19 protein-coding genes and 1 pseudogene are annotated in these 21,231 nt (G+C 66.8%); 13 read left to right on the top strand and 7 right to left on the bottom strand.

The annotated features are described in order from the left end of the window. Positions 1-10: 10 nt before the first annotated feature. Both RND64_RS02945 and RND64_RS02940 read left to right on the top strand, forming a co-directional pair. Positions 11-286: pseudogene (locus RND64_RS02945) on the top strand (DUF485 domain-containing protein); the annotation flags it as partial. A gap of 83 nt (positions 287-369) precedes the next feature. Beyond that, a complete protein-coding gene (locus RND64_RS02940) occupies positions 370-2,013 on the top strand; it encodes a solute symporter family protein (RefSeq protein WP_049697589.1) in 1,644 nt (547 codons plus the stop codon). Positions 2,014-2,122: 109 nt separating this feature from the next. Here RND64_RS02940 and RND64_RS02935 read toward each other — a convergent pair whose 3' ends face one another. Continuing rightward, positions 2,123-3,550, bottom strand: coding sequence for an amidase (locus RND64_RS02935; RefSeq protein WP_049697588.1), 1,428 nt, complete (start codon positions 3,548-3,550; stop codon positions 2,123-2,125). A 93-nt stretch (positions 3,551-3,643) separates the two neighbouring features. After that, complete coding sequence (locus tag RND64_RS02930) at positions 3,644-4,273, bottom strand: TetR/AcrR family transcriptional regulator (protein WP_235434281.1); 630 nt, start codon at positions 4,271-4,273, stop codon at positions 3,644-3,646. Between the two features lie 90 nt (positions 4,274-4,363). On the opposite strand from RND64_RS02930, the gene RND64_RS02925 reads away from it, so the two are divergent. From RND64_RS02925 to RND64_RS02915, 3 genes are all read left to right on the top strand, one after another. Beyond that, a complete protein-coding gene (locus tag RND64_RS02925; RefSeq protein ID WP_049697586.1) occupies positions 4,364-5,611 on the top strand; it encodes an MFS transporter in 1,248 nt (415 codons plus the stop codon). Between the two features lie 143 nt (positions 5,612-5,754). Then, positions 5,755-6,924 carry an acyl-CoA dehydrogenase family protein gene (locus tag RND64_RS02920; protein ID WP_049698005.1) on the top strand — a complete coding sequence of 390 codons (1,170 nt, stop codon included), beginning with the start codon at positions 5,755-5,757 and terminating at the stop codon, positions 6,922-6,924. A 27-nt stretch (positions 6,925-6,951) separates the two neighbouring features. Beyond that, on the top strand, positions 6,952-8,076 hold the full coding sequence (locus RND64_RS02915; RefSeq protein ID WP_049697585.1) for an acyl-CoA dehydrogenase family protein: 1,125 nt from the start codon (positions 6,952-6,954) through the stop codon (positions 8,074-8,076). Between the two features lie 19 nt (positions 8,077-8,095). Here the strand turns inward: RND64_RS02915 and RND64_RS02910 are convergent, their stop codons facing one another. Both RND64_RS02910 and RND64_RS02905 read right to left on the bottom strand, forming a co-directional pair. After that, entirely contained in the window at positions 8,096-9,259 is a 1,164-nt protein-coding gene (locus RND64_RS02910; protein WP_049697584.1) for an LLM class flavin-dependent oxidoreductase, read from the bottom strand. Further along, on the bottom strand, positions 9,256-9,441 hold the full coding sequence (locus RND64_RS02905) for a hypothetical protein (RefSeq protein ID WP_049698004.1): 186 nt from the start codon (positions 9,439-9,441) through the stop codon (positions 9,256-9,258). Before RND64_RS02905 ends, RND64_RS02910 begins: the two co-directional genes overlap by 4 nt. A gap of 155 nt (positions 9,442-9,596) precedes the next feature. Here RND64_RS02905 and RND64_RS02900 point away from each other — a divergent pair, with 155 nt between their 5' ends. From RND64_RS02900 to RND64_RS02885, 4 genes are all read left to right on the top strand, one after another. Then, the gene (locus tag RND64_RS02900) at positions 9,597-10,808 is read left to right on the top strand and encodes an LLM class flavin-dependent oxidoreductase (protein WP_049697583.1); all 1,212 of its coding nucleotides are present in this window, start codon (positions 9,597-9,599) and stop codon (positions 10,806-10,808) included. Further along, a complete protein-coding gene (locus RND64_RS02895; protein WP_049697582.1) occupies positions 10,805-12,148 on the top strand; it encodes an NtaA/DmoA family FMN-dependent monooxygenase in 1,344 nt (447 codons plus the stop codon). The genes RND64_RS02900 and RND64_RS02895 overlap by 4 nt, the downstream gene beginning before the upstream one ends. 78 nt (positions 12,149-12,226) lie before the next feature. Then, entirely contained in the window at positions 12,227-12,658 is a 432-nt protein-coding gene (locus tag RND64_RS02890) for a DUF350 domain-containing protein (RefSeq protein ID WP_005206677.1), read from the top strand. Between the two features lie 102 nt (positions 12,659-12,760). Further along, the gene (locus RND64_RS02885; protein ID WP_049697581.1) at positions 12,761-13,240 is read left to right on the top strand and encodes an SRPBCC family protein; all 480 of its coding nucleotides are present in this window, start codon (positions 12,761-12,763) and stop codon (positions 13,238-13,240) included. Between the two features lie 272 nt (positions 13,241-13,512). Here RND64_RS02885 and RND64_RS02880 read toward each other — a convergent pair whose 3' ends face one another. Continuing rightward, entirely contained in the window at positions 13,513-14,313 is an 801-nt protein-coding gene (locus tag RND64_RS02880) for an HAD-IIA family hydrolase (protein ID WP_049697580.1), read from the bottom strand. A gap of 67 nt (positions 14,314-14,380) precedes the next feature. Between RND64_RS02880 and moeA the strand changes: the two genes are divergently transcribed. The 4 genes from moeA (at position 14,381) to RND64_RS02860 (ending at position 19,993) form a co-directional block, all read left to right on the top strand. Next, positions 14,381-15,628: a molybdopterin molybdotransferase MoeA gene (moeA, locus tag RND64_RS02875; RefSeq protein WP_049697579.1), complete on the top strand. Its 1,248-nt coding sequence runs from the start codon at positions 14,381-14,383 to the stop codon at positions 15,626-15,628. Between the two features lie 102 nt (positions 15,629-15,730). After that, entirely contained in the window at positions 15,731-16,555 is an 825-nt protein-coding gene (locus tag RND64_RS02870) for a phosphatidylserine decarboxylase (RefSeq protein WP_414651992.1), read from the top strand. Position 16,556: 1 nt separating this feature from the next. Continuing rightward, on the top strand, positions 16,557-17,693 hold the full coding sequence (locus RND64_RS02865; RefSeq protein WP_049697578.1) for a CDP-alcohol phosphatidyltransferase family protein: 1,137 nt from the start codon (positions 16,557-16,559) through the stop codon (positions 17,691-17,693). Further along, positions 17,690-19,993 carry an AAA family ATPase gene (locus tag RND64_RS02860; RefSeq protein ID WP_049697577.1) on the top strand — a complete coding sequence of 768 codons (2,304 nt, stop codon included), beginning with the start codon at positions 17,690-17,692 and terminating at the stop codon, positions 19,991-19,993. Before RND64_RS02865 ends, RND64_RS02860 begins: the two co-directional genes overlap by 4 nt. A gap of 55 nt (positions 19,994-20,048) precedes the next feature. Here the strand turns inward: RND64_RS02860 and RND64_RS02855 are convergent, their stop codons facing one another. Continuing rightward, the gene (locus tag RND64_RS02855) at positions 20,049-20,624 is read right to left on the bottom strand and encodes a hypothetical protein (RefSeq protein WP_049697576.1); all 576 of its coding nucleotides are present in this window, start codon (positions 20,622-20,624) and stop codon (positions 20,049-20,051) included. A 140-nt stretch (positions 20,625-20,764) separates the two neighbouring features. Beyond that, entirely contained in the window at positions 20,765-21,181 is a 417-nt protein-coding gene (locus tag RND64_RS02850) for a hypothetical protein (RefSeq protein WP_049697575.1), read from the bottom strand. Positions 21,182-21,231 lie beyond the last annotated feature (50 nt).

Raw genomic sequence — 21,231 nt, 5'->3', positions numbered from 1 at the left:
GTTCATCGACATGCAGCGCAGTGACCAGTTTCAGGATCTTCGTACGACGTTGCGCCGGTTCGTCTTTCCGATGACTGCGTTCTTTCTCATCTGGTACGGCCTCTACGTGGCCCTCGGCGCCTTCGCGCACGACTTCATGGCCACGCCGGTCTGGGGCAACATCAACGTCGGGCTGATTCTGGGTCTGCTGCAGTTCGTCTCGACCTTCGTCATCACCGGGGCCTACGTGCGGTTTGCCAATCGTGAGCTCGACCCCAGGGCGGCCGCTCTCCGCGAGGAAATGGACACGGAGTGCGCGGCCACCGGCCAGGGCGCCGATGCCACACAGAGCTCCAACGCCACACAGGGCACCGATGAGGGGGCGACTCGATGAACTCCTCAGCCACAGTGCATCTCGCCGCCGGAACGGTCGGGAACCCCGTCGCCAACATCGCGATCTTCGCCGCGTTCGTGGCGATCACCATGTTCGTGGTGATCCGCGCGAGCCGAAACAACTCGACTGCCGCAGATTATTTCACCGGTGGCCGAGCATTCTCCGGCCCGCAGAACGGAATTGCGATCGCGGGTGACTACCTCTCTGCGGCGAGCTTCCTCGGCATCGCGGGTGCCATCGCCGTCTACGGTTACGACGGCTTCCTGTACTCCATTGGATTCCTCGTCGCATGGCTGGTCGCGCTTCTCCTCGTTGCCGAATTACTGCGCAACACAGGGAAGTTCACCATGGCAGATGTGCTCAGCTTCCGATTGAGGCAACGCCCCGTCCGTCTCGCCGCCGCGATCTCGACGCTGGTCGTCTCCCTGTTCTATCTGCTGGCGCAGATGGCGGGCGCCGGAGGTCTCGTTGCCCTCCTCCTCGACGTCGAATCGCGCACCGGCCAGTCGATCGTGATCGCCGTGGTCGGCGCACTGATGATCGTCTACGTGCTCGTCGGCGGAATGAAGGGAACCACGTGGGTGCAGATCATCAAGGCCGTCCTGCTGATTGCGGGCGCGGCCATCATGACCCTCATGGTGCTCGGCAAGTTCGGGATGAACTTCTCGGAGATCCTCGGCTCTGCGCAGCATGCCATTTCGGGGTCGTCGAGTGAGAAGATCGCCTCGCATGACGTGCTCGCGCCCGGAGCCAAATACGGCGGCTCGGTGGAATCAAAGATCAACTTCATCTCGTTGGCTGTTGCACTCGTGCTCGGCACCGCGGGGCTCCCGCATGTGTTGATGCGCTTCTACACGGTCCCCACCGCCAAGGAGGCTCGACGCTCCGTCGTCTGGGCAATTGCTCTGATCGGCGCGTTCTACCTCTTCACGCTCGTGCTCGGTTACGGCGCTGCTGCGATTGTCGGTCCGGACCGCATCATGGCCGCAGCAGGCAAGGAGAACGCCGCAGCACCGCTACTGGCCTTCGAACTCGGTGGCGTCATCCTGCTCGGAGTGATCTCCGCGGTCGCGTTCGCGACGATCCTCGCCGTCGTCGCGGGATTGACCATCACCGCGTCGGCGTCCTTCGCGCACGACATCTACGGCAGTGTCATCAAGCGCGGCAAGGCAAGTGAGGCCGACCAGGTGCGCGTATCACGGATGGCCGCGGTGACTCTCGGTGTGCTCGGCATCGTGCTCGGCATCCTCGCCAACGGTCAGAACGTCGCCTTCCTCGTGGCCCTCGCGTTCGCAATCGCGGCGGCAGCCAACCTGCCGACAATCCTGTTCTCGCTGTACTGGAAGCGATTCAACACCCGCGGTGCGCTGTGGAGCATCTACGGCGGGCTCGGGCTGACGTTGATCCTCATCATCTTCTCACCGGCGGTGTCGGGTAAGTCGACGTCGATGCTCCCCGGCTCCGATTTCGCGTGGTTCCCGCTGGAGAACCCGGGGATCGTAGCAATCCCGGTCGCGTTCCTACTCGGGATCGTCGGAACGCTGACAGCACCCAAGGACCGGGGCACTCCGGAACGCAACGCGGAGATGGAGGTGCGTTCGCTCACCGGCATCGGTGCCGAAAAGGCTGTGGCGCACTGATGTAGCGAAACCGATGTTGCGAAGCAGTACGGCCTCATAGGACCGGACGATGCCGGGCGCTCGATCGAGATCGAGTGCCCGGCATCGTGCTGTGAACCGGTGGGCGGGCTCAACCAGCAGTCGCGCCCGCGTCCTGAATCCGCGCGAAAGGCTGGGCCGCTTCGAGCTCGTATGCCAGCTCAAGCAGCGTCCGTTCGTCGCCGACATCGCTGCAGAAGTGCACTCCGACAGGCATTCCCACCGACGACTGCGCCAGGGGCAGGCTGACTGCCGGCGTACCGGAGGTGTTGTTGATCGGCGTGAACGAGACGTAGCGCATCAATCGATCGAAGACAACGTCGAAATCGCCTGCGGGATCGAGGAATCCGATCTCCGGAGTAGTGTGCGCAAGGGTTGGCGAGAGCACGACGTCGAACCGCGTGAACATCTCCCGAAACATCGCCGTGGAGCGCTTGAGGGCACGGACGGTCGCGGGGGTGTGCCACATGCGCCGCAGATACTTCCGCGACAGTCCACGCGTGAACGCATCGAGCTGCGAGCGGTCGAATCCCCTGCCGTAGGAACGCTTTCCGAAGTGGTCGATGAAGAATGCCAGCAGCGCCCAGTACTCGGTGAAGTCGTCGACGTATCGCCTGTCGACGGGGACCGGCACATGTTCGACGCCGTGTCCGAGCGACTCGAGCAGTTCGGCGACACCCGCCACCGCGTTCTCGGTGTCGCGGTCGAGTAGCTGTCCGGTGATCGGTTCGGTCATCATCGCGATGCGCAAGCGGCGTCGACCCTCGCCGGTCACGAGACCGATGGCGGTCAGATCGGCTGCAGGTCGATACTTTTCGGCATCGGCGAGGAAGTGTGCGGTGTCGCGCACCGAGCGGCTCACGATTCCGTTGGCGATCAGATCGATCGGCATCTGCTTGGATTCGGCTGTCAGCAACAGCCGTCCCCGACTCGGCTTGAAACCCACCAGCCCGCAGGCGGCCGCGGGAATGCGGATCGATCCGCCTCCGTCGTTCGCGTGCGCGATCGGAAGCGCGCCTGCCGCGACAAGTGCAGCCGACCCTCCCGACGATGCGCCACAAGAGAATTCGGTGTTCCACGGATTGCGGGTGGGTGGCCTGTCGACGAACTCCGTTGTCGCGGTGAGTCCGAACGCGGGCAAGGTCGACGCGCCGACGATGTTCACGCCGGTCGAGACGAGCTGTTCGAGGAGCGGTTCCGTGGTCGATGCGGGGGTATCGGGAGTAGCGGCCGAACCGTTGCGAGTCGGGATTCCGGCAAAGTCGGTGTTGTTCTTGACGATCGAGGGCACTCCCGCGAACGACGCCGCACCGAAATCGGTATCGACGGCACGCTTGCGGGCGCGCTCGCGATCGTCGAAGGCGACAGCGTTGAGCGTCGCGTTCACCGCGTCGATGCGATCGAGCGCGGCGTCGACCGCTTCGACCGCCGAGATCTCGCCTGCGGCAATGGCCGCGCCGACGCCTACGCCGTCGAGTTCGCCCAGCGCGTCGTCGCGAAAGGCATGTACGTGCTGCATGGCCCGAAGCCTAGCCGTACCGGACGGCCGTCAGGACCGGATCAGTTCGCAACCACTCGCCGACTCACCGGACCCCGACTCACCGGACCCAGCTCACCGAACCATGGCCATGACGTCGGCGGCGAGGTCGGTGGCGTACTCGTCGTCGATCGGCAGCGCGAACACGGCGTGGTGGTAGAGCGGGGCGATGATGTGGTTGAGCACCTGCCGCACGCTGGGTGTGCTCTCCCCGCGCGCGCCGGCACGCTCGATCATCTCCGTCGCCTGTTGCCGTCGGATCTCCCAGCACGGACACACCTCGACGATGCCGTCGCGAGCCGACGCCATCGCCCGCAGATACGCACGACGTTTGGGACGGCCGATGTCGGCGGCGATGATCCGCGACCAGTCGCCGAGGTCGTCGGCGAGTGTGCCGTGATCGGGCAGTTCCTCGCCCTGCGTCAGCGCGGCGACCGCGACCTCCTCGAGCAGATCGCCGATGGTCCCCCAGCGTCGATAGATGCTGGTGGGATTCACACCTGCCAGCTCTGCGACCTGCGGGATGGTCATCGTCTCGCGTTCTCCGCTACCGACGAGCTGGCCGACTGCAGTGAAGACCGCGCTCTGCACGCGAGCGCTACGGCCACCGGGCCGCTTGCCGTGCGATGGGGCCGTTGATGGAGCAGTCGTCGACGCCGCACTCTGCGTCGACGAACCACCCGTTGCCTGCGACGTTCCAGCCATGTCACCATTATTGCAAATAGCGTTGCTTTTACAACCGCGACCACATACATTGGCCTTAATGCAGCCAGCTTTGCCTTAGGAGGTACGGTCGTGACAGCCACGTTGGAGAACACAGCTCGACGTCGCCGCGGCGCACGGCCGCTGCATCCGCATCGCGCGTTCTGGATCGTCACCGCAACCATCATCACGGTCCTGTTCGCCTCGGCGGCCCCATCCCCTCTCTATCCCGTCTACCAGCAGCTATGGGGCTTCTCGCCGTTCACCCTGACCGTGGTCTTCGCGATCTATGTCGCAACGATGCTCGTCAGCCTGCTCACCGTCGGGTCGCTGTCGGATCACATCGGCCGACGCCCGGTCCTCGCGGTCGCGCTCGTCCTGCTCATCGGAAGCATGGTGCTGTTCGTCGTCGCCGACAGCGTCGGACTCCTGATCGCCGCGCGAGCCCTACAGGGGCTCGCGACGGGAGCGGCGATCGGCACGCTGACCGCCACCGTCGTCGACATGCAACCGTCACAGCGCCTCGGCTCGGCGATCACCGGCGCGGGGCCGACCATCGGACTGGCGGCCGGAGTCGTCGTCGCCGGCGTGTTGGTCCAGTACGCACCCGCGCCACGAATCCTCGTCTACGAGGTGACGCTGGCAGTATTCGCGATCCTGCTGGTCGCGCTGTTGATCGTTCCGGAGACGTCGGAACGCGTCGGTTTCGAATCCCGCCGCCACGTGTGGCGAACCCTCGCACCGCAGGCGTCGGTGCCGTCGGCCCTGCGCAAGCTGTTCTTCGCGGCGATCCCCGCATTCGTGGCGACCTGGTCGATGGGAGGCCTCTACCTCTCGTTGGGTTCGTCCGTGGTGGCGCGCGTGTTCGGGATCACCAACCACGGAGCCGCGGGCGCCGTCCTGTTCGTGTTCTTCGCCTCCGGCGCGGTGACCTCTCTGGCGATCACAACCTGGGACGCCAATACCAAACTGACCTACGGCTATCCGGCGCTCGCGGGAGGCGCGATCATCTCTCTCGCAGGCGTCCTCACGTCGATGCTCCCGCTGTACATCGTCGGATCGATCATCGCGGGTTCCGGATTCGCGGCCACGTTCCTCGGGGCACTCGACAACCTGAGCAATCAGACGCCGTCGCATCAGCGCGGGCAGGTGTTCTCGGCAGTCTTCATCACGAGCTACATCGCCTTCAGCGTCCCCGCGGTGATCGCTGGACTCGTGGTGTCGCACATCGGCTTGCAAGAGACCGTCGTCTGCTACGTCGCATATGTCCTCGCCATCACCGTGCTCGGCGCACTGGTCACCGCGTGGACGCGGACCAGGAAGGACCGCGTTCGGGCCTGAGTCGACGTCACACCGAGCGCGAGGCACGGACTCGCTACGGTTGGAACTCAGACCGTGGCGACCACGGTTTGAGGTCACGATCTGGCGGAATCTCGCGGGGCCGCACTTTCGCACTACAGGTGCCACAGGGTAAGACTGGTTACATGCACTTGAAGTTCGATTCAGATGAACAGAAGTTCCGCGAAGAACTCCAGAGCTTCTTCACGACGAAGATCCCCGAGGAGATCCGTCAGCGTGCTGCCGCAGGCACGCTGAACCTGCCCGACGACATCGTCACCACCCAGCGCATCCTCAATGCCGAGGGCCTGGCTACGCCCGGCTGGCCGACCGAGTGGGGTGGCCGCGACTGGACGCCCATCCAGCGCAACATCTATCACGATCAGCTCAGCCTGAACTTCGTGCCCGATCCCCTGACGTTCAACGTCAACATGGTGGGTCCGGTCATCGCGACGTTCGGTTCCCAGGAGATCAAGGAGCGGTTCCTCCCGAAGACCGCCAACCTCGACATCTGGTGGTGCCAGGGCTTCTCCGAGCCCGAGGCCGGCTCCGACCTCGCGTCACTCAAGACCCGCGCGGTCCGCGACGGCGACCACTACATCGTCAACGGCCAGAAGACCTGGACCACGCTCGGACAGTACGCCGACTGGATCTTCTGCCTCGTGCGCACCGACCCCGACGTCAAGAAGCAGGCGGGCATCAGCTTCCTGCTCATCGATCTCGACACCCCGGGCATCGAGATGCGCCCGATCAAGCTCATCGACGGCAGCGTCGAGGTCAACGAGGTCTTCTTCAACGACGTCAAGGTGCCTGTCGAGAATCTCGTCGGCGAGGAGAACGCCGGCTGGACCTACGCCAAGTTCCTGCTCGGCAACGAGCGCACCGGTATCGCACGCGTCGGCTGGACCAAGACCAAGCTCGCCGAGGCCAAGAAGCTCGCCGCCGCAACGAAGACCGCGACCGGCACGTTGCTCGACGACCCGCTGTTCGCCGCGCGCCTCGCGGAACTCGAAACCGAACTGCTCGCGCTCGAGGTCACCCAGCTGCGCGTCGTCGCAGGCTCTGCCGACGGCAAGCCGAATCCGGTGTCGTCGCTGGTCAAGCTGCGTGGCAGTGAGCTGCAGCAGTCGGCAACCGAGTTGCTCGCAGATGTTGCGGGCGCGCGCGGATTGGCCGTTGACGCGCCGGGCGTCGGGACTCCGGAGTGGGCGCAGCTCGCGGTGCCCGAATACCTCAACTACCGCAAGGTGACCATCTACGGCGGTTCGTCGGAGGTCCAGCGCAGCATCATCTCGTCGTCGATCCTCGGTCTGTAGCCCGACAACCACACTTGGAGTAACACAATGGATTTCGAGCTCACCGAAGAGCAGTCACTGCTGCGCGACACCGTCCGCAGCGTGTTCAAGAGTTATGACATCGAGAAGATCCGCGCCGTGTCGGAGACCGACACGGGCTGGTCGGCGTCGATTTGGGAATCGCTTGCCGAGATCGGCATCCTCGGACTGCCGTTCAGCGAGGACGCAGGCGGCACCGGTGCAGGACCGGTCGAGGTCAGCGCGCTGATGGGCGAGGTTGGTCGCAGCCTCGCACCCGAGCCGCTGCTGTACGGCGCATTGTTGCCGGGCATCGTCATCGACAAGGTCGCCTCCGGCGACCGCCGTACCAGTTTGCTGACAGAGGTATCGGAGGGGCGGCTGCTGCTCGGATACGCTCACGCAGAACCCGAAGATCGTTGGCCCGCAGCGGCAGTCACCACCACGGCGACCGGCGCCAGCGACGGCGTCACTCTCGACGGGGTGAAGTACCCGGTCCTGGCGGGTGACGTGGCGCAGAAGTTCGTCGTCAGCGCCCGCCGCACCGACGGAACCATCGGACTGTTCCTCGTCGACGCCGACGCGTCGGGGGTGACCGTCGACGGGTTCCGCACCTACGACGACCGTCGAGCCGCCCGGGTGAGCTTTGCCAACGCCCCGGCGATCGAACTGGCCGAGGGTGATCAGTCCGACGCTATCGCCTACGCGGACATCTTCGCGCAGACGGCTCAGTGCGCCGAGGCTGTCGGCGCGATGGAACGCGCAATGGAACTGACGACCGAATACCTCAAGTCGCGCAAGCAGTTCGGTGTGCCGCTCAAGACCTTCCAGACGCTGACGCAGCGCGCCTCGGACGTGTACGTGGCGCTCGAGCTGGCACGCAGCATGAGCCTGTACGCGACGGCTTCGCTCAACGACGAGGTCGACGACCCGTCGGTCTACAGCCGCACGAAGCTGCAGATCTGCCGCTCGGCACGCAAGGTGGGCCAGGAAGCGATCCAGATGCACGGCGGCATCGGCATGACAGCGGAATACCCTGTGGGACATTACGTTGCACGCCTGACCGCGATCTCTCGCACCCTCGGCGACGCTGACGAACACCTCGGTGTCCTCGCCGGCAAGCTCGGCGATTACGAAATGGTGACCGTCAACTAGGTTCGCACCAGATGGGGGTTCATCGACGTGAGTCGGTGAGCCCCCATTCTGCTGCCAGGAGCTGGTGAGAGCGAAGCCTATCGTCGAAATCGTGTGTGACGCTGGTGATCACGAGCTCATCGGCGCCGGTGACGCGTGCCAGCGTGTCGAGTCGTTCGGCGACGGTCGACGGCGAGCCGACGAACTGCGTCCGAATCCGGTCGTCGACAACCGCACGTTGCTCATCGGTCAGCGGCGCCGCGCTATCGGGATCGAGGTAGGGTTGCGCTCCCCGACCGGTCCGGATGTCGTGCACCCAGTGGCCGTAGGTCGACGCGAGATGTGTTGCGGTCGAATCATCTTCGGCAACGACGACGTCGGCGGACACCACCACATATGGCTCGGACAGGCGGGCAGACGGACGGAAGTTGGCCCGGTAGGCTTCGACCGCCTCGAGAACCGTTGCGGGACTGACGTGATAGTTCGCGACGAACGGCAGCCCCTCGGCGCCTGCGACCTGCGCGCTCTGCCCCTTGCTGCTACCGAACACCCAGACCTCGACGTCGGCGTGTTCGCCTGGGACAGCGTGCAATTCGACGTCGCCGACGCGCAGCCCTCCGTCGAGCAGCGCGAGGATGTCGGACACGGCGTCGGCGAAGTCGGGTTGCGCGGCACCCTCAAACTCCAGTGCCGCCGCGGTGGCACCGATCAGCGGTGACGACAGAATGCCCGCGAAGACGAACGGTTCGGGTAGGAGCAGGCCGTCGACGACGCGTTCGGATTCGGCCGCGGGTGGTGGCCCCGTCGGCCCTTTGGGCGCAGCCGCCGCCGCGGCGAGTGCTTCGGTGCGCCGTTGCCCCGACCGCCCGAGCCCGAGGTCGAGGCGGCCGGGAAACACGGCGTCGATGGTGCCGAACGCCTCGACGACCGACGCCGCGGTGTGATGTCCGAGTTGCACTGCCGCACTGCCGACCCGAATCGATTCGGTTGCGGCAGCGACCAGGGCTATCAGCGTGGCGGTCGACGACGAACCGACCGAGACGAAGTGGTGCTCGGCGAGCCAGAAACGTCGGTAGCCCCACCCCTCGGCGGCGCGCGCCAGCGCGATGCTGCGCCGCACCGCCTCTGCGGGAGTCGACCCCTCACTGACCGGCGCAAGGTCGAGGACTGAGAGTGGCAGCGGCGCAGCGCTTTTCGCTGTCATCGGCGGACGCGCTGGGGGTTGGTGTGAGCGGTCTGTGTGCTGACGCCAGGGTCGGCATGGCCGACTCCGGGGTAGTACGCCGCCGACGATTCGGGCGTCTGGCCAGCGGCTCCGCGCAACAACATCTGGTGGTGCGTCTCGACCATCTGCGACAACCCGCCCACCTTGGACAACCAGCTCATCGTCACTCCCGCAGCTCGAATTTCGGCAGCTCTGTTCCCAGTCCGCAATGTCCCAGTAAGCACCCATATGACGATCGAGAGAACGGTTGTGCTCACGCTGATCTTTTGGTCGCGGTCGGGAAGAGGCCCGAGCGGGTCGACCGTTGAGACGAGTCGTGAGTGATTCAACGCTGTCGTTGGCCATCGGACTGCGTGGCGCCGGTCGACACCCGGCTGCCTGGCGAGACCCGGAGGCCAGACCGGACGCACTGTTCAGCGCCAGCTACTGGCGCGACGCGATCGTCACCGCCGAACGCGCTGGTGCCGATCTCGTCACGCTCGACGACGGATTCGAGCCTCGGCCGCTACTGCCCGGCGAGTCGTCGGCCGGCGCGCCGCCGGTGCGTACCGACCTCGTCAACGGCAGGCTCGACACCGTGCTGATCGCGGCACGAATCGCGCCGCTCACCACGCGAATCGGACTCCTGCCCACAGTGACCGTGACGCACACCGAGCCGTTCCACACCTCGAAGGCGATCGCCACGCTCGACTACGTCAGCGGTGGACGTGCGGGAGTCGTGCTGGCCGTCGACGACCGGCCCGAGAACGTCTCACTGTTCGGACGTCGGAACCTCGAGGTGGCATCGGATCGCGCTGCGCTGCACCGAGAAGCTGCCGAATACGCGGGGGTGATCGGCCGACTGTGGGACTCGTGGGAGGACGACGCCGAGATCCGCGACGTCGCGACCGGACGCTTCATCGACCGGGATCGGTTGCACTACATCGACTTCGAAGGCGAGTTCTTCTCCGTGCGCGGCCCGTCGATCACACCACGACCCCCGCAGGGGCAGCCCCTCATCGCGACGACGGTGTCGGCAGGCGATCCCGCGTCACTCGAATTGCTCAGCGGCAGCGCCGATATCGGGTTCTTCACGAGTCCAGATGACCGTGCGACGCTCGACAAGGTGCTCGCAGCGTCGGGCAGCAATCGCCGAGAAGACCTACGACTTTACGACGACCTCGTCGTCTACCTCGACGACACGCAGGCGTCGGCGGCTGGTCGTCGAGCGCAGTACGACGATTGGCTCGGCACCCGCTTCGACGACGGCACACAGGAGTTCGTCGGCACCGCAGCAGGATTGGCCGACCTCATCGAGGAGCGTGCAGGTGCAGCTGACTCGGCGGAGGGGGTCCGGCTGCATCCGGCCGCGATCGGGCACGACCTTCGCCGCATCGCCGATGACCTCGCCCCCGAGCTGCGTCGACGCGGTCTCCTTGTCGACTCGGAAGCGAAAACCTCAGGAGCACACACCCTTCGGGAGACCTTGGGTCTGCGCCATCCCGTCAATCGATACTCACGTGCGACCGTGTCAGGCGGTGTCCGATGACCAAGCAGGTACATCTCGCGGCGCACTTCCCCGGCGTCAACAACACGACGGTCTGGAGTGATCCGGCCGCCGGAAGTCACATCGAGTTCTCGTCGTTCACGCGCTTCGCACAGACCGCCGAGCGCGGGTTGTTCGACTTCCTCTTCCTCGCCGAGGGACTCCGGCTGCGCGAGCAGAACGGCAAGATCTACGACCTCGACGTCGTCGGACGGCCCGACACCTTCACCATCCTCGCCGCACTCGCGGCGGTCACCGAACATCTCGGACTCGCCGGGACGATCAACTCGACATTCAACGAACCCGTCGAGGTGGCAAGGCAATTCGCGTCGCTCGACCACCTCTCCGACGGTCGCGCAGCCTGGAACGTCGTGACGTCGTGGGATGCGTTCACCGGCGAGAACTTCCGCCGCGGCGGATACCTTCCGGCGGATCAGCGCTACGTGCGGGCTCGGCAGTTCCTCGAAACCGCTGTGGAACTGTGGGATTCGTGGGAACGCGACGACATCGTCGCCGATCGGTCCTCCGGCGAATTCCTGCGCAGACCACACGCCGGCCAGTTCGCGCACCTCGACTCGCAGTTCGACATCAGCGGCACATTCGGGGTGCCGCGCAGCCCGCAGGGGCGGCCGGTGATCTTCCAGGCGGGAGATTCGAACGAGGGTCGGGAGTTCGCCGCCGCGCGCGCCGACGCGATCTTCTCGCGACACTCGACGCTCGACGACGGCAAGGCGTTCTACGCCGACGTCAAGGGGCGTCTCGCCGCTCACGGGCGGAGACCGGACGATCTGCTGATCCTGCCCGCCGCGACGTTCGTCGTCGGAGATACCGATGCCGACGCGGCGGAACTCGCGCACGAGATCCGACTCGCGCAGGTCAGCGGACAGACCGCGATCAAGTTCCTCGAGCAACTCTGGAATCGAGACCTCCACGACCACGATCCCGACGGCCCGCTACCGAGCATCGACCCGCTGCCCGGCGAGAACACCGTCGCGAAGGGGCGAGCCAGTGTCCGCATCCACGAGGACCCACGCGACGTCGCAGCCCGCTGGCGCGCGTTGGCCGAGTCGAAGAAGCTCACGACGCGTGAGTTGATCATCGAGGTCACGGGGCGTCAGGCGTTCGTCGGTTCGGCGCGCACCGTCGCCGACGAGATCAACCGCTTCGTGCAGGCCGACGCGAGTGACGGCTTCATCCTCGTTCCACACGTCACTCCCGGCGGCCTCGACCGCTTCGTCGACGACGTGATTCCCGAGCTCCAAGACCTCGGCGTGTACCGGACCGAGTATCCGGGTCGGACACTGCGTGAGAACCTCGGGCTCGCAGGGGTCGTCGCGGGTTAGGGTTTTCGTGGGTGTCGCGCCCGCGTGCACCGGCGACCACGCACCGACCAGAGGGTCGGCGACGAGGGGAGATCACAGGTGGACGCAGTGTTCGGCACCAATCTGGCCTGGGGTGCGTCGTTCAGCCTCCTGGGGGTTGCGCTCATGGTCGTCGGCTTCGGTGCCCTCGACCTCGTGACTCCGGGCCGGCTTCGGCAGCTCGTCTGGGTGGACAACAACCGCAACGCGATGATCCTGACGACGTCGATGGTCGTCGGAATCGCGTTCGTGCTGGTCGCCTCGGTGGTCGACACGGTGACCCTCGTGTTGTGGAAGGCGCTGCTCTACACGCTCGCCTACGCGGTGCTGACCATCGCGGTGATGATGTGGTCATTCGTGCTCATCGACTGGCTCACGCCCGGCAAGCTCGGGACCATCCTGCTCGAGAACGACGCGCATCCCGCGGGATGGATCTCTGCCGCGGTCTTCGTCGGCGTCGCGGCGATGATCGGGACCGTGCTCATCGTCTGAGTCTTATTGACTGTCCGACAATAGGCGTTCTAGGGTGATGCGAGCTGTGACCGGCGACACCGTCGGTCATCGACCGTCCGCAACGCACAACCCGGGGGAACCATGACCGCCGCACTGATCGAAGAGTCCATCGACATCGACGCCACGCCCACGCAGGTCTGGTCCGTGATCTCCGACCTCGCCCGCATGGGCGAGTGGAGTCCGCAGTGCGCCAAGATGTTCATCATCGGCGGGCCGGTGAAGCTGGGCACCCGCACGGTCAACATCAACCGTCGCGGACCGCTCGCCTGGCCGACGACGTCGAAGGTGGTGCGGTTCGCACCCAACCAGGAGATCGGGTTCCGCGTCGCGGAGAACCACACCGTGTGGAGCTACACCATCGAGCCGAACCCGTCGGGCGGCGTGACGGTGACGGAACGTCGGGAAGCCGCGGGCGGCAAGACGACCAAGGTGTCCTCGACGCTCGTCGACCTCGTGTTCGGCGGCTCCGACTCGTTCGAGGAAGAGCTCAAGGTCGGGATGGCCGAGACCCTGGGCAAGATCAAGCGCGCCGCAGAATCGAGCACCGCCCGGGCCGCCTGAACGCCCAGTCGACGGGATAGAGCGCCCAGTCGACGGGATAGAGCGCCCAGTCGACGGAGTGCAGCGCCCAGTCGACGGGATACAGCGCCCAGTCGACGCTCTCGAGCGCACAGTCGACGGGTGCACTTCGCGTCGAGTGGGCGCCTTAGACAGTCGAGTGGGCGCTTCGGCCAGTCGAGTGGGCGCCTTAGAAAGTCGAGTGGGCGCCTTAGACCGTCGACTGGGCGCTCCAGACAGTCGAGTGGGCGCTTCGGCCAGTCGAGTGGGCAGGGTCAGGCGCCGTCGAGCTTCTCGATAAGGGCCGGGAGGTCGGCGAGGGAGTCGATGATGTGGTCGGGCACCGGCCCGAACTCATCGCGCTGCAGGGCGCGCAGCGCGTCCTCGCGGAACTTGCCGGTCCGCACCAGCACGCCGATGAGTGCGGCGGCCTGGGCGCCGAGGACGTCGTTGTGCATGTCGTCGCCGACCATCACCACCTGGGTCGGCTCAAGGTTCATGAGTTCGACGGCGGCGCGAAAACCTAGTGGCGAGGGCTTGCCGATAGCGCGGATCTTTCGTCCCGAGGCTTTCTCGAGGCCCTCGAGGTAGACGCCGGTGTCGATCGAGAGGCCACGGGCCGTCGACCAGATCATCGAACGGTGCATCGCGACGACCGGGGTACCGGCGAGCATCTTCTCCAGCACTGTCGACAGCGCAGTGTGTGTGAACACCGGCCCGGCGCCGCCGAGGACGATGACCTGAGCTTCGTTTGGGTCGTCGGTGAGTGGCACGCCGGTCATGTCCTCGGCGATCGGTCCCTCGTTGAGAACCCAGGCGAGCTTGCCGGGATAGTTGCGGGCCAGGAATTCGGCGGTGAGTTTGGCGGCGGTGAGGATCTCGTCGGGTTCGACCTCGAATCCGCAGTTGCCGAGCGCTTCGGCGATCTGTGATCGCGACCGTGATGTGGTGTTGGTCAAGAACATTCGCGGGTAGCCGCGCTCGGAGAGTTCTTCGATCGCCTCGACGGCGCCGGGCAGCGCATGCCACGAGGTGACCATCACCCCGTCGATGTCGAGCAGCAGCCCCAGCGTCATGCATCGAATCTAGTGCCCGTCGGGCGCGAGCGCAGGACGGGCTCGATCTACGTGGCATGCTGGGCCAATGCGTTCCGTCGCCGAGCATCAGAAGATCGTCAGCGAGCTGTTCGGGCCTCCGGAAACGGTCCGCGTCGCGGTTGCGGATGCGCTGGGTATGGCCACCGTCGACGACGCCGTCGCGGCATTCGCGATGCCCGCCTTCGACAATTCCGCGATGGACGGATACGCGGTGCGGGCCGACGACATCGCCGGTGCCAGTGCGGCGGAGCCCGTCCGGCTGCCCGTCGTCGACGACATTCCTGCCGGCCGCACGGGTCTGGTGACACTCGCACCGGGGACGACCGCGCGGATCATGACCGGTGCACCGCTGCCCGACGGCGCCGATGCCGTTGTGCCGGTTGAACTCACCGACGGCGACTTCTCTGTCGACCACGTGCCCGACTCGACGGTCGGGTTCAGCTCGGGCGTCGAGGCGGGAAAGCACATTCGACGCGAAGGCTCCGACATCGCGCGCGGCGACGTCGCGCTGCCCGCCGGCACGGTGCTCGGGGCGGCACAGATCGGACTGCTCTCGGCGCTCGGCCTCGCCGACGTCGCGGTTGCCCGACGGCTGCGGGTTGTGGTGCTGTCGACCGGCTCCGAGCTCGTCGAGCCGGGAAAACCGTTGCAGCACGGGCAGATCTACGAGTCCAACGGCGCCATGCTCACCGCAGCCCTCACCGAGGCGGGCGCGCTGGCACGGCACGTTCACTTCGTTCCCGACGATGTCGCGGACTTCCTCGAGCGCCTGGACGAGGCGTCGGCCGACGCGGACCTGATCATCACCTCCGGTGGCGTGAGCGCCGGGGCGTACGAGGTGGTCAAGGAGGCACTCGACGCCGGGCCGGTCGAGTTCGTGAAGGTGGCCATGCAGCCCGGGATGCCGCAGGGATGTGGGCATCACCTCGACCCGGCCGGCCGTCGCGTCCCGATCATCACGTTGCCGGGAAATCCGGTCAGTTCGCTCGTGTCGTTCGAGGTGTTCATCCGTCCTCCCCTGCGCGCGGCGATGGGCCTGTCACCCGACCGACCACGCGTCGCGGCCACGCTCGGCAGCGACATCCGATCACCGGAGGGCAAAAGGCAGTTCATGCGCGGCGTCGTCGACGAGTCGCTGCTCCCGGGCGTCGACGGCCGGCTGGTCGTCGAGCCGATAGGTCCACCGGGGTCACATCATCTGCGCTACCTCGCGGGGGCGAACGCGTTGATCGACATCCCCGCCACGACCACCGCATTGCCTGCGGGTTCGGTCGTCAACGTCGTCGTTCTGTGACGTCTGCGACCCCCAGACCCCGGAACCGCAGCTGTCTGGCATCGCTAAGCTGTACGGACGCGACGGGCAATTCCGGCGCGACCGACTCGGGAGGATGATCAGGTGGCCAGGCGCCCGCGACCGGACGCATCAGCACAACATCCGGCAACCGAATCCGACGGTCCGATCCGTTCCGGCCTGACCCCGACGCACCTCGTTGCTCTTGCGCGCGAGACCCTTCCCCCGATCCACCCGGCAGGCCTCCCGTTCGTCGCCGCGGCATCGGCGGTGGCGGTGGTTGGTCGGCGACATCGGTGGATCGCGGTGCCCGCGACCGCCGCGGCAGGAGCCTGCGCAGCCTTCTTCCGGCATCCCTCACGGGTTCCGCCGACTGAGCCGGGCGTCGTGGTGGCTCCGGCAGACGGGATCGTCAGCCTCGTCGACGATGCCGTTCCCCCAGCGGAATCGGGTCTCGGCGACCAACCCCGACCGCGCGTCTCGACGTTCCTGTCGATCTTCGACGTCCACGTGCAGCGTGTCCCGATCAGCGGTCGCGTGTTGTCGGTGACGCACACGCCCGGTTCGTTCGTGTCCGCCGACCTCCCGGAGGCGAGTTCGGCAAACGAGCGCACGACGATGGTCGTGCGCCCCGACGGCGGGGACGATTCCGACGGCGACGATCCCGACCCGACACCCCGCGACTCCGACATCGCCGTGGTACAGATCGCCGGCCTGCTTGCGCGTCGAATCGTCTGCACCGCGAAGGTCGGCGATCACCTCTGCATCGGCGACACCTACGGACTCATCCGGTTCGGCTCACGCGTCGACGTCTACCTCCCGCCGGGTACGAAGCAACAAGTGTTGGTCGGGCAGCGCACCGTCGGCGCCGAGACCCCGCTCGCCACGCTGAGTACCTCGGATACCACCCGCGTCCGCGACGGCGGATGACATGCCGACCAACAATCGAGCGGGCGTAGACCGCACCCCGCTGCACTACCGCAATCCGTCGATGAGGTCGACGCGACGTCGAGTCCCCCGGGGCTCGGCGTCGAACGACGAGCAGGGCAGACTGCGGCGACAGGCCGCCGCGGGGCGGATGTTCGTACCGTCGGCGCTGACGATTCTCGCGATCTGCGCGGGGTTGACGGCGGTACGCGCTGTCATCAACGACAACGTCGACCTTGCGATGGCACTCGTCGTCGCCGCGGCCCTACTCGACGGCATCGACGGCCGCGTGGCCCGGCTGATGGGCGCGACCACCAAGATCGGCGCCGAGATCGATTCACTCGCCGACGCCATCAACTTCGGCGTCGTGCCAGCGCTGATCGTGTACCTGTATCTGCTGCAAGGACACGACCTCGGCTGGGGATTCGCGCTGATCTACTGCTGCGCGATCGTGCTGAGGCTCGCGCGGTTCAACACCCTGCTCGATGACACCGATGCCCCCGGCTACACCCGCGACTTCTTTGTCGGCGTACCCGCGCCCGCAGCAGCCCTGGTGGCCCTGCTGCCGATCGGGCTCGCCCAGCAGTTCGGCGACGGATGGTGGACCTCGCCGCTGGTCGTCGGATTGTGGTTGGTCGTGGTGGCACTGCTCGCGGTCAGTCGAGTTCCGACAGCATCGCTCAAGACGTCGTCTGTGCATCCGCGCAAGCTTGCGGGCCTGTTGATCCTCGTCGCGATCGGCGCAGCACTGCTGTTGACCTACCCATACGTGCTGATGATCATCCTGGTGGCGGCATACGCCGTGCACATTCCGTTCGCCTGGCGCAGTCGACGCTGGGTACAGGCGCGGCCAGAACACTGGGAGGCCCCGCCCGCCGAGCGCCGGGCGGAACGTCGGGCGATCGCCCGCGGCCAGCCGCGCCGCACGCTGCCACCGCGCAAATCGACCGCGCGACTCGGCTTGCACATCCCGGGCTCTGAAACCACGGCGCCCCACAGTGTTTCCGACGCCCCGGTTTCCGACACCACGGTGTCCGACGCCCCTGCTTCCGACACCACAGTGTCCGACGCCCCTGCTTCCGACGCCCCTGCTTCCGACGTCCCTGTCACCGATGCCCCGGCCGGCGGTGACGCCCGGTGAACGCGCAGCTCACGCTGACCGCTCGGCTCAATACGTCGGCTGCGGATTCGCGCCGCGGGATCGTCCGCGCTCATCCCGAAGCGCTGACGGCGCTCGGATTGCGTGAGTGGGACGCGGTGTCGATCACGGGTGCACGGGTCACCGCGGCCGTCGTCGCGGCAGCACCGTCGGGGACGCCGACCGGCACGCTACTGCTCGACGACATCACGTTCTCCAACGCGGGCATCAAGGAAAACGCCTCGGTCGTGCTCTCCGGGGTTGCCGTGCACGGCGCGGCACGGGTCGTCGTCACCGGTTCCGCTGTTGCGAGTCGAGGCGTCGACGAGGCGACGCTGCGGCGTGCACTCCTCGGCAAGGTGCTGTCGGTCGGGGATGCGGTGTCGCTGCTTCCACGCGACCTCGGTCCGGAACTCACCGCGAGCGCCGCCACCCGCGCGCTCACGTTGTCGGTCGGCATCACGTGGACCAACGAGTTGCTGACGGTCACCGCAACCGATCCCGGGTCGCCGGTCAGCGTGCAGCCCTCGACCGCCGTGCTGTGGGCGTCGGATGGCGTCGACGCCACACGCGGTGCCGTCGGTGCAGCACCACGCGCCGCGGACACGAGTCCCGGCGTTGTCGGCGAGAGTCGCGGCGCCGTCGGCGCGGCAGCAGGTGGGGTCGGGCGCGGTTGGCTCACCACACCGCCGGGTGCGGAATCGCCGGGGCACGTGGTGCGCCCGGCGTCGGAGTTGGTCGGGGTCGACGCGCAGGTCGCGAAACTCACCGAGTGGCTGAGCATCACGCTCGACGAGCCAGGCGTGCTGCGCGCGCTCGGGGCCACTCCCCGACTCGGCGTGCTGCTCTCCGGTCCGGCAGGGTCCGGGAAGGCGACGCTCGTGCGATCCGTCTGTGCCGCAAGGACATTGACGACGATCGACGGACCAACCATCGGATCGCTCGAGGCCTCGGCCCGCCTCCGCGCGGTCAGCGACGCGATCGCCGATCTCCGACGCTCCGGCTCGGGGGTGCTACTGATCACCGACGTCGACGCCCTGCTGCCCGCGAAGTCCGAGCCTGTCTCGACGTTGATCCTCGACGAACTGCGGGCAGCGATCAGCCCCACCGACGCGACGTCGACGTCCGACGACCACATCGCGTTGATCGTCACCAGCGCTGAACCCGCGGGGCTCGACGAACGCCTACGCGCTCCCGACCTGTGCGACCGCGAACTCGTCATCGGACTACCCGACGCCGCTCGACGCGCACGGATACTCGGAGTGATCCTCACCGGAGTACCCACCGACGGTGCACTCGACCTCGACCACATCGCCGCGCGCACACCGGGTTTCGTCGCAGGCGACTTGGCTGCGCTCGCGCGCGAGGCTGCATTGCGTGCGGCCGCGAGGGCAAGCGCTACCGATGCGGCGCCCTCACTCACCGACGATGATCTCGTCGGGGCACTCGACGTCATCCGACCCGTCTCGCGGCTACGCACCCCCGAGGTCGCGGTCGGATCCATCACCCTCGACGACGTCGGCGACATGACCGAGACGAAGCAGGCGCTCACCGAGACCGTGCTCTGGCCGCTCCAGCACCCCGGCACGTTCACGCGGCTCGGCGTCGAGCCGCCGCGCGGTGTGCTTCTCTACGGACCACCCGGCTGCGGCAAGACCTTCGTCGTTCGCGCGCTCGCGGCGTCGGGCATGCTCTCGGTGCACATGGTCAAGGGCGCCGAGCTGATGGACAAGTGGGTCGGGTCGTCGGAGAAAGCGGTGCGCGACCTGTTCGCCGCGGCACGCGAATCGGCACCGTCGCTGATCTTCCTCGACGAGGTCGACGCCCTCGCCCCGCGTCGCGGCCAGTCGACCGATGCGGGCGTCGGCGATCGCGTCGTGGCCGCGCTGTTGACCGAACTCGACGGCGTCGAGCCGCTGCAGGACGTCGTGGTCCTCGGCGCGACCAACCGGCCGGACCTCATCGACCCGGCACTGCTACGTCCGGGGCGGCTGGAGCGATTGGTCTTCGTCCCGCCACCGGACGCGCAAGCCCGCGCCGAGATTCTGCGCACATCGGGCCGCAAGGTGCCCCTGGCCGACGGCATCGACCTCGACGCGCTCGCCGCCGACCTCGAGGGCTACTCGGCCGCCGACTGCGCCGCGCTGCTGCGTGAGGCGGCACTCGCGGCCATGCGCCGCGACATCGACGCCGCGACCGTCACCGCCGACGACGTCGTCGACGCCCGCACGCGGGTTCGACCGTCACTCGACGCCGCACAGGTCGAGGACCTGCGCGCCTACGCCGACCGACGGAGTGAGTGAACAGCTGGGGCGAGTGAACGGCTGGGTTCAACTGGTCTGGTTCAACTGGTCTGGTTCAACTGGTCTGGGTGCCGGTCTGCCCGGTCTGACCCTGCTGACCGTTGGGCACCTGCCCGTTCGGGGTTTGGCCGTTCGGGGTCTGGCCCTGCTGGCCATTCGGCAGCTGGCCGTTCGGCACTTGGCCGTTCGGCATCTGCCCCTGCTGACCGTTGGGAAGCTGCCCGTTCTGGCCCGTGCCGCCGTTCATGCCGGGCATCTGGCCACCATTCATGCCACCACCGTTCATGCCGGGCATCCCGCCCCCGTTCATTCCGCCACCGTTCATGCCGCCGCCGTTCATCCCGGGGCCGCGCATCTGGCTCTGGCCCGTCGAGTTGTCGTGGCCCACGACGTACCCGGCGCCGAAGCCGAGCAGTCCGAACCCGACGGCCAGTCCGATCCCGCCCGCGATGATCGCGTTCTTGACCTTCGGCGGCACCTGGTCGGCTCGTGGCTGCGCAGAGTCGCCGGCCGGAGGCGCTTCCGCCTGCCAGGCCGCCTGCCCTGGCGTCAGGTGATCGGTCGTCGGGTGATCGGGATTCGTCGGGTACTCGGGGTTCGTCGAGTGTTCTCCGGTGGTGGGTGCGGACATCGTGGGGACTCCCTGCGCTCGGGTGCGTCGTCGACCAGCGCCGGACATTCGGCGCGCTGATGACGCATCAACAGTGCCGTCCACGGTGCGTGGCATCCCTTGCGTCCGACTGCCCACTCTCTGGCAGTCGGCTGTGAACCTCAGCTCGTCGTGATCGTGTAGAATACCGACGACCCGCCGGACGCGGCGGCAGGGGTGACACCCGCGCTCACCCAGTACGTCTTGCCTGCCTTATCCGCAGTCAGCACCACGACGGACTGTCCGTTCTGCGACGTTCGTTGCGACTCTGTGTAACCGGCGTCGGTCAACTTCTTGACCGCGGTGTCCAGGACACCGGAATCGCCGGCGGGCGCCTGGACCGTCACCGACCAGCCCTTGGTCGCATCGCCTGACGCAGTCAGCACCGTTCCGTCGATCAGGGGAACTTGATCGGAGGGAAAATCAGACGGTAGTGCCACTCCCTTGAGACCGCTGTCCTCGTCGGACCCGCAAGCACCGATGACCAGCGCAAGCGTGCACGTCAGCAGAACGACTGTGAACCTGACTAAGCGGGACATGACTGCAACGGTAAGATAGTCGAGCGGGCAGTTGCTCCGTGACACCCCGC

The sequence above is a fragment of the Gordonia sp. w5E2 genome, from assembly GCF_036540975.1.
In the GTDB taxonomy this organism is placed as follows: Bacteria; Actinomycetota; Actinomycetes; order Mycobacteriales; family Mycobacteriaceae; genus Gordonia; species Gordonia jacobaea.
This window is presented reverse-complemented; position numbering and strand designations above follow the sequence as displayed.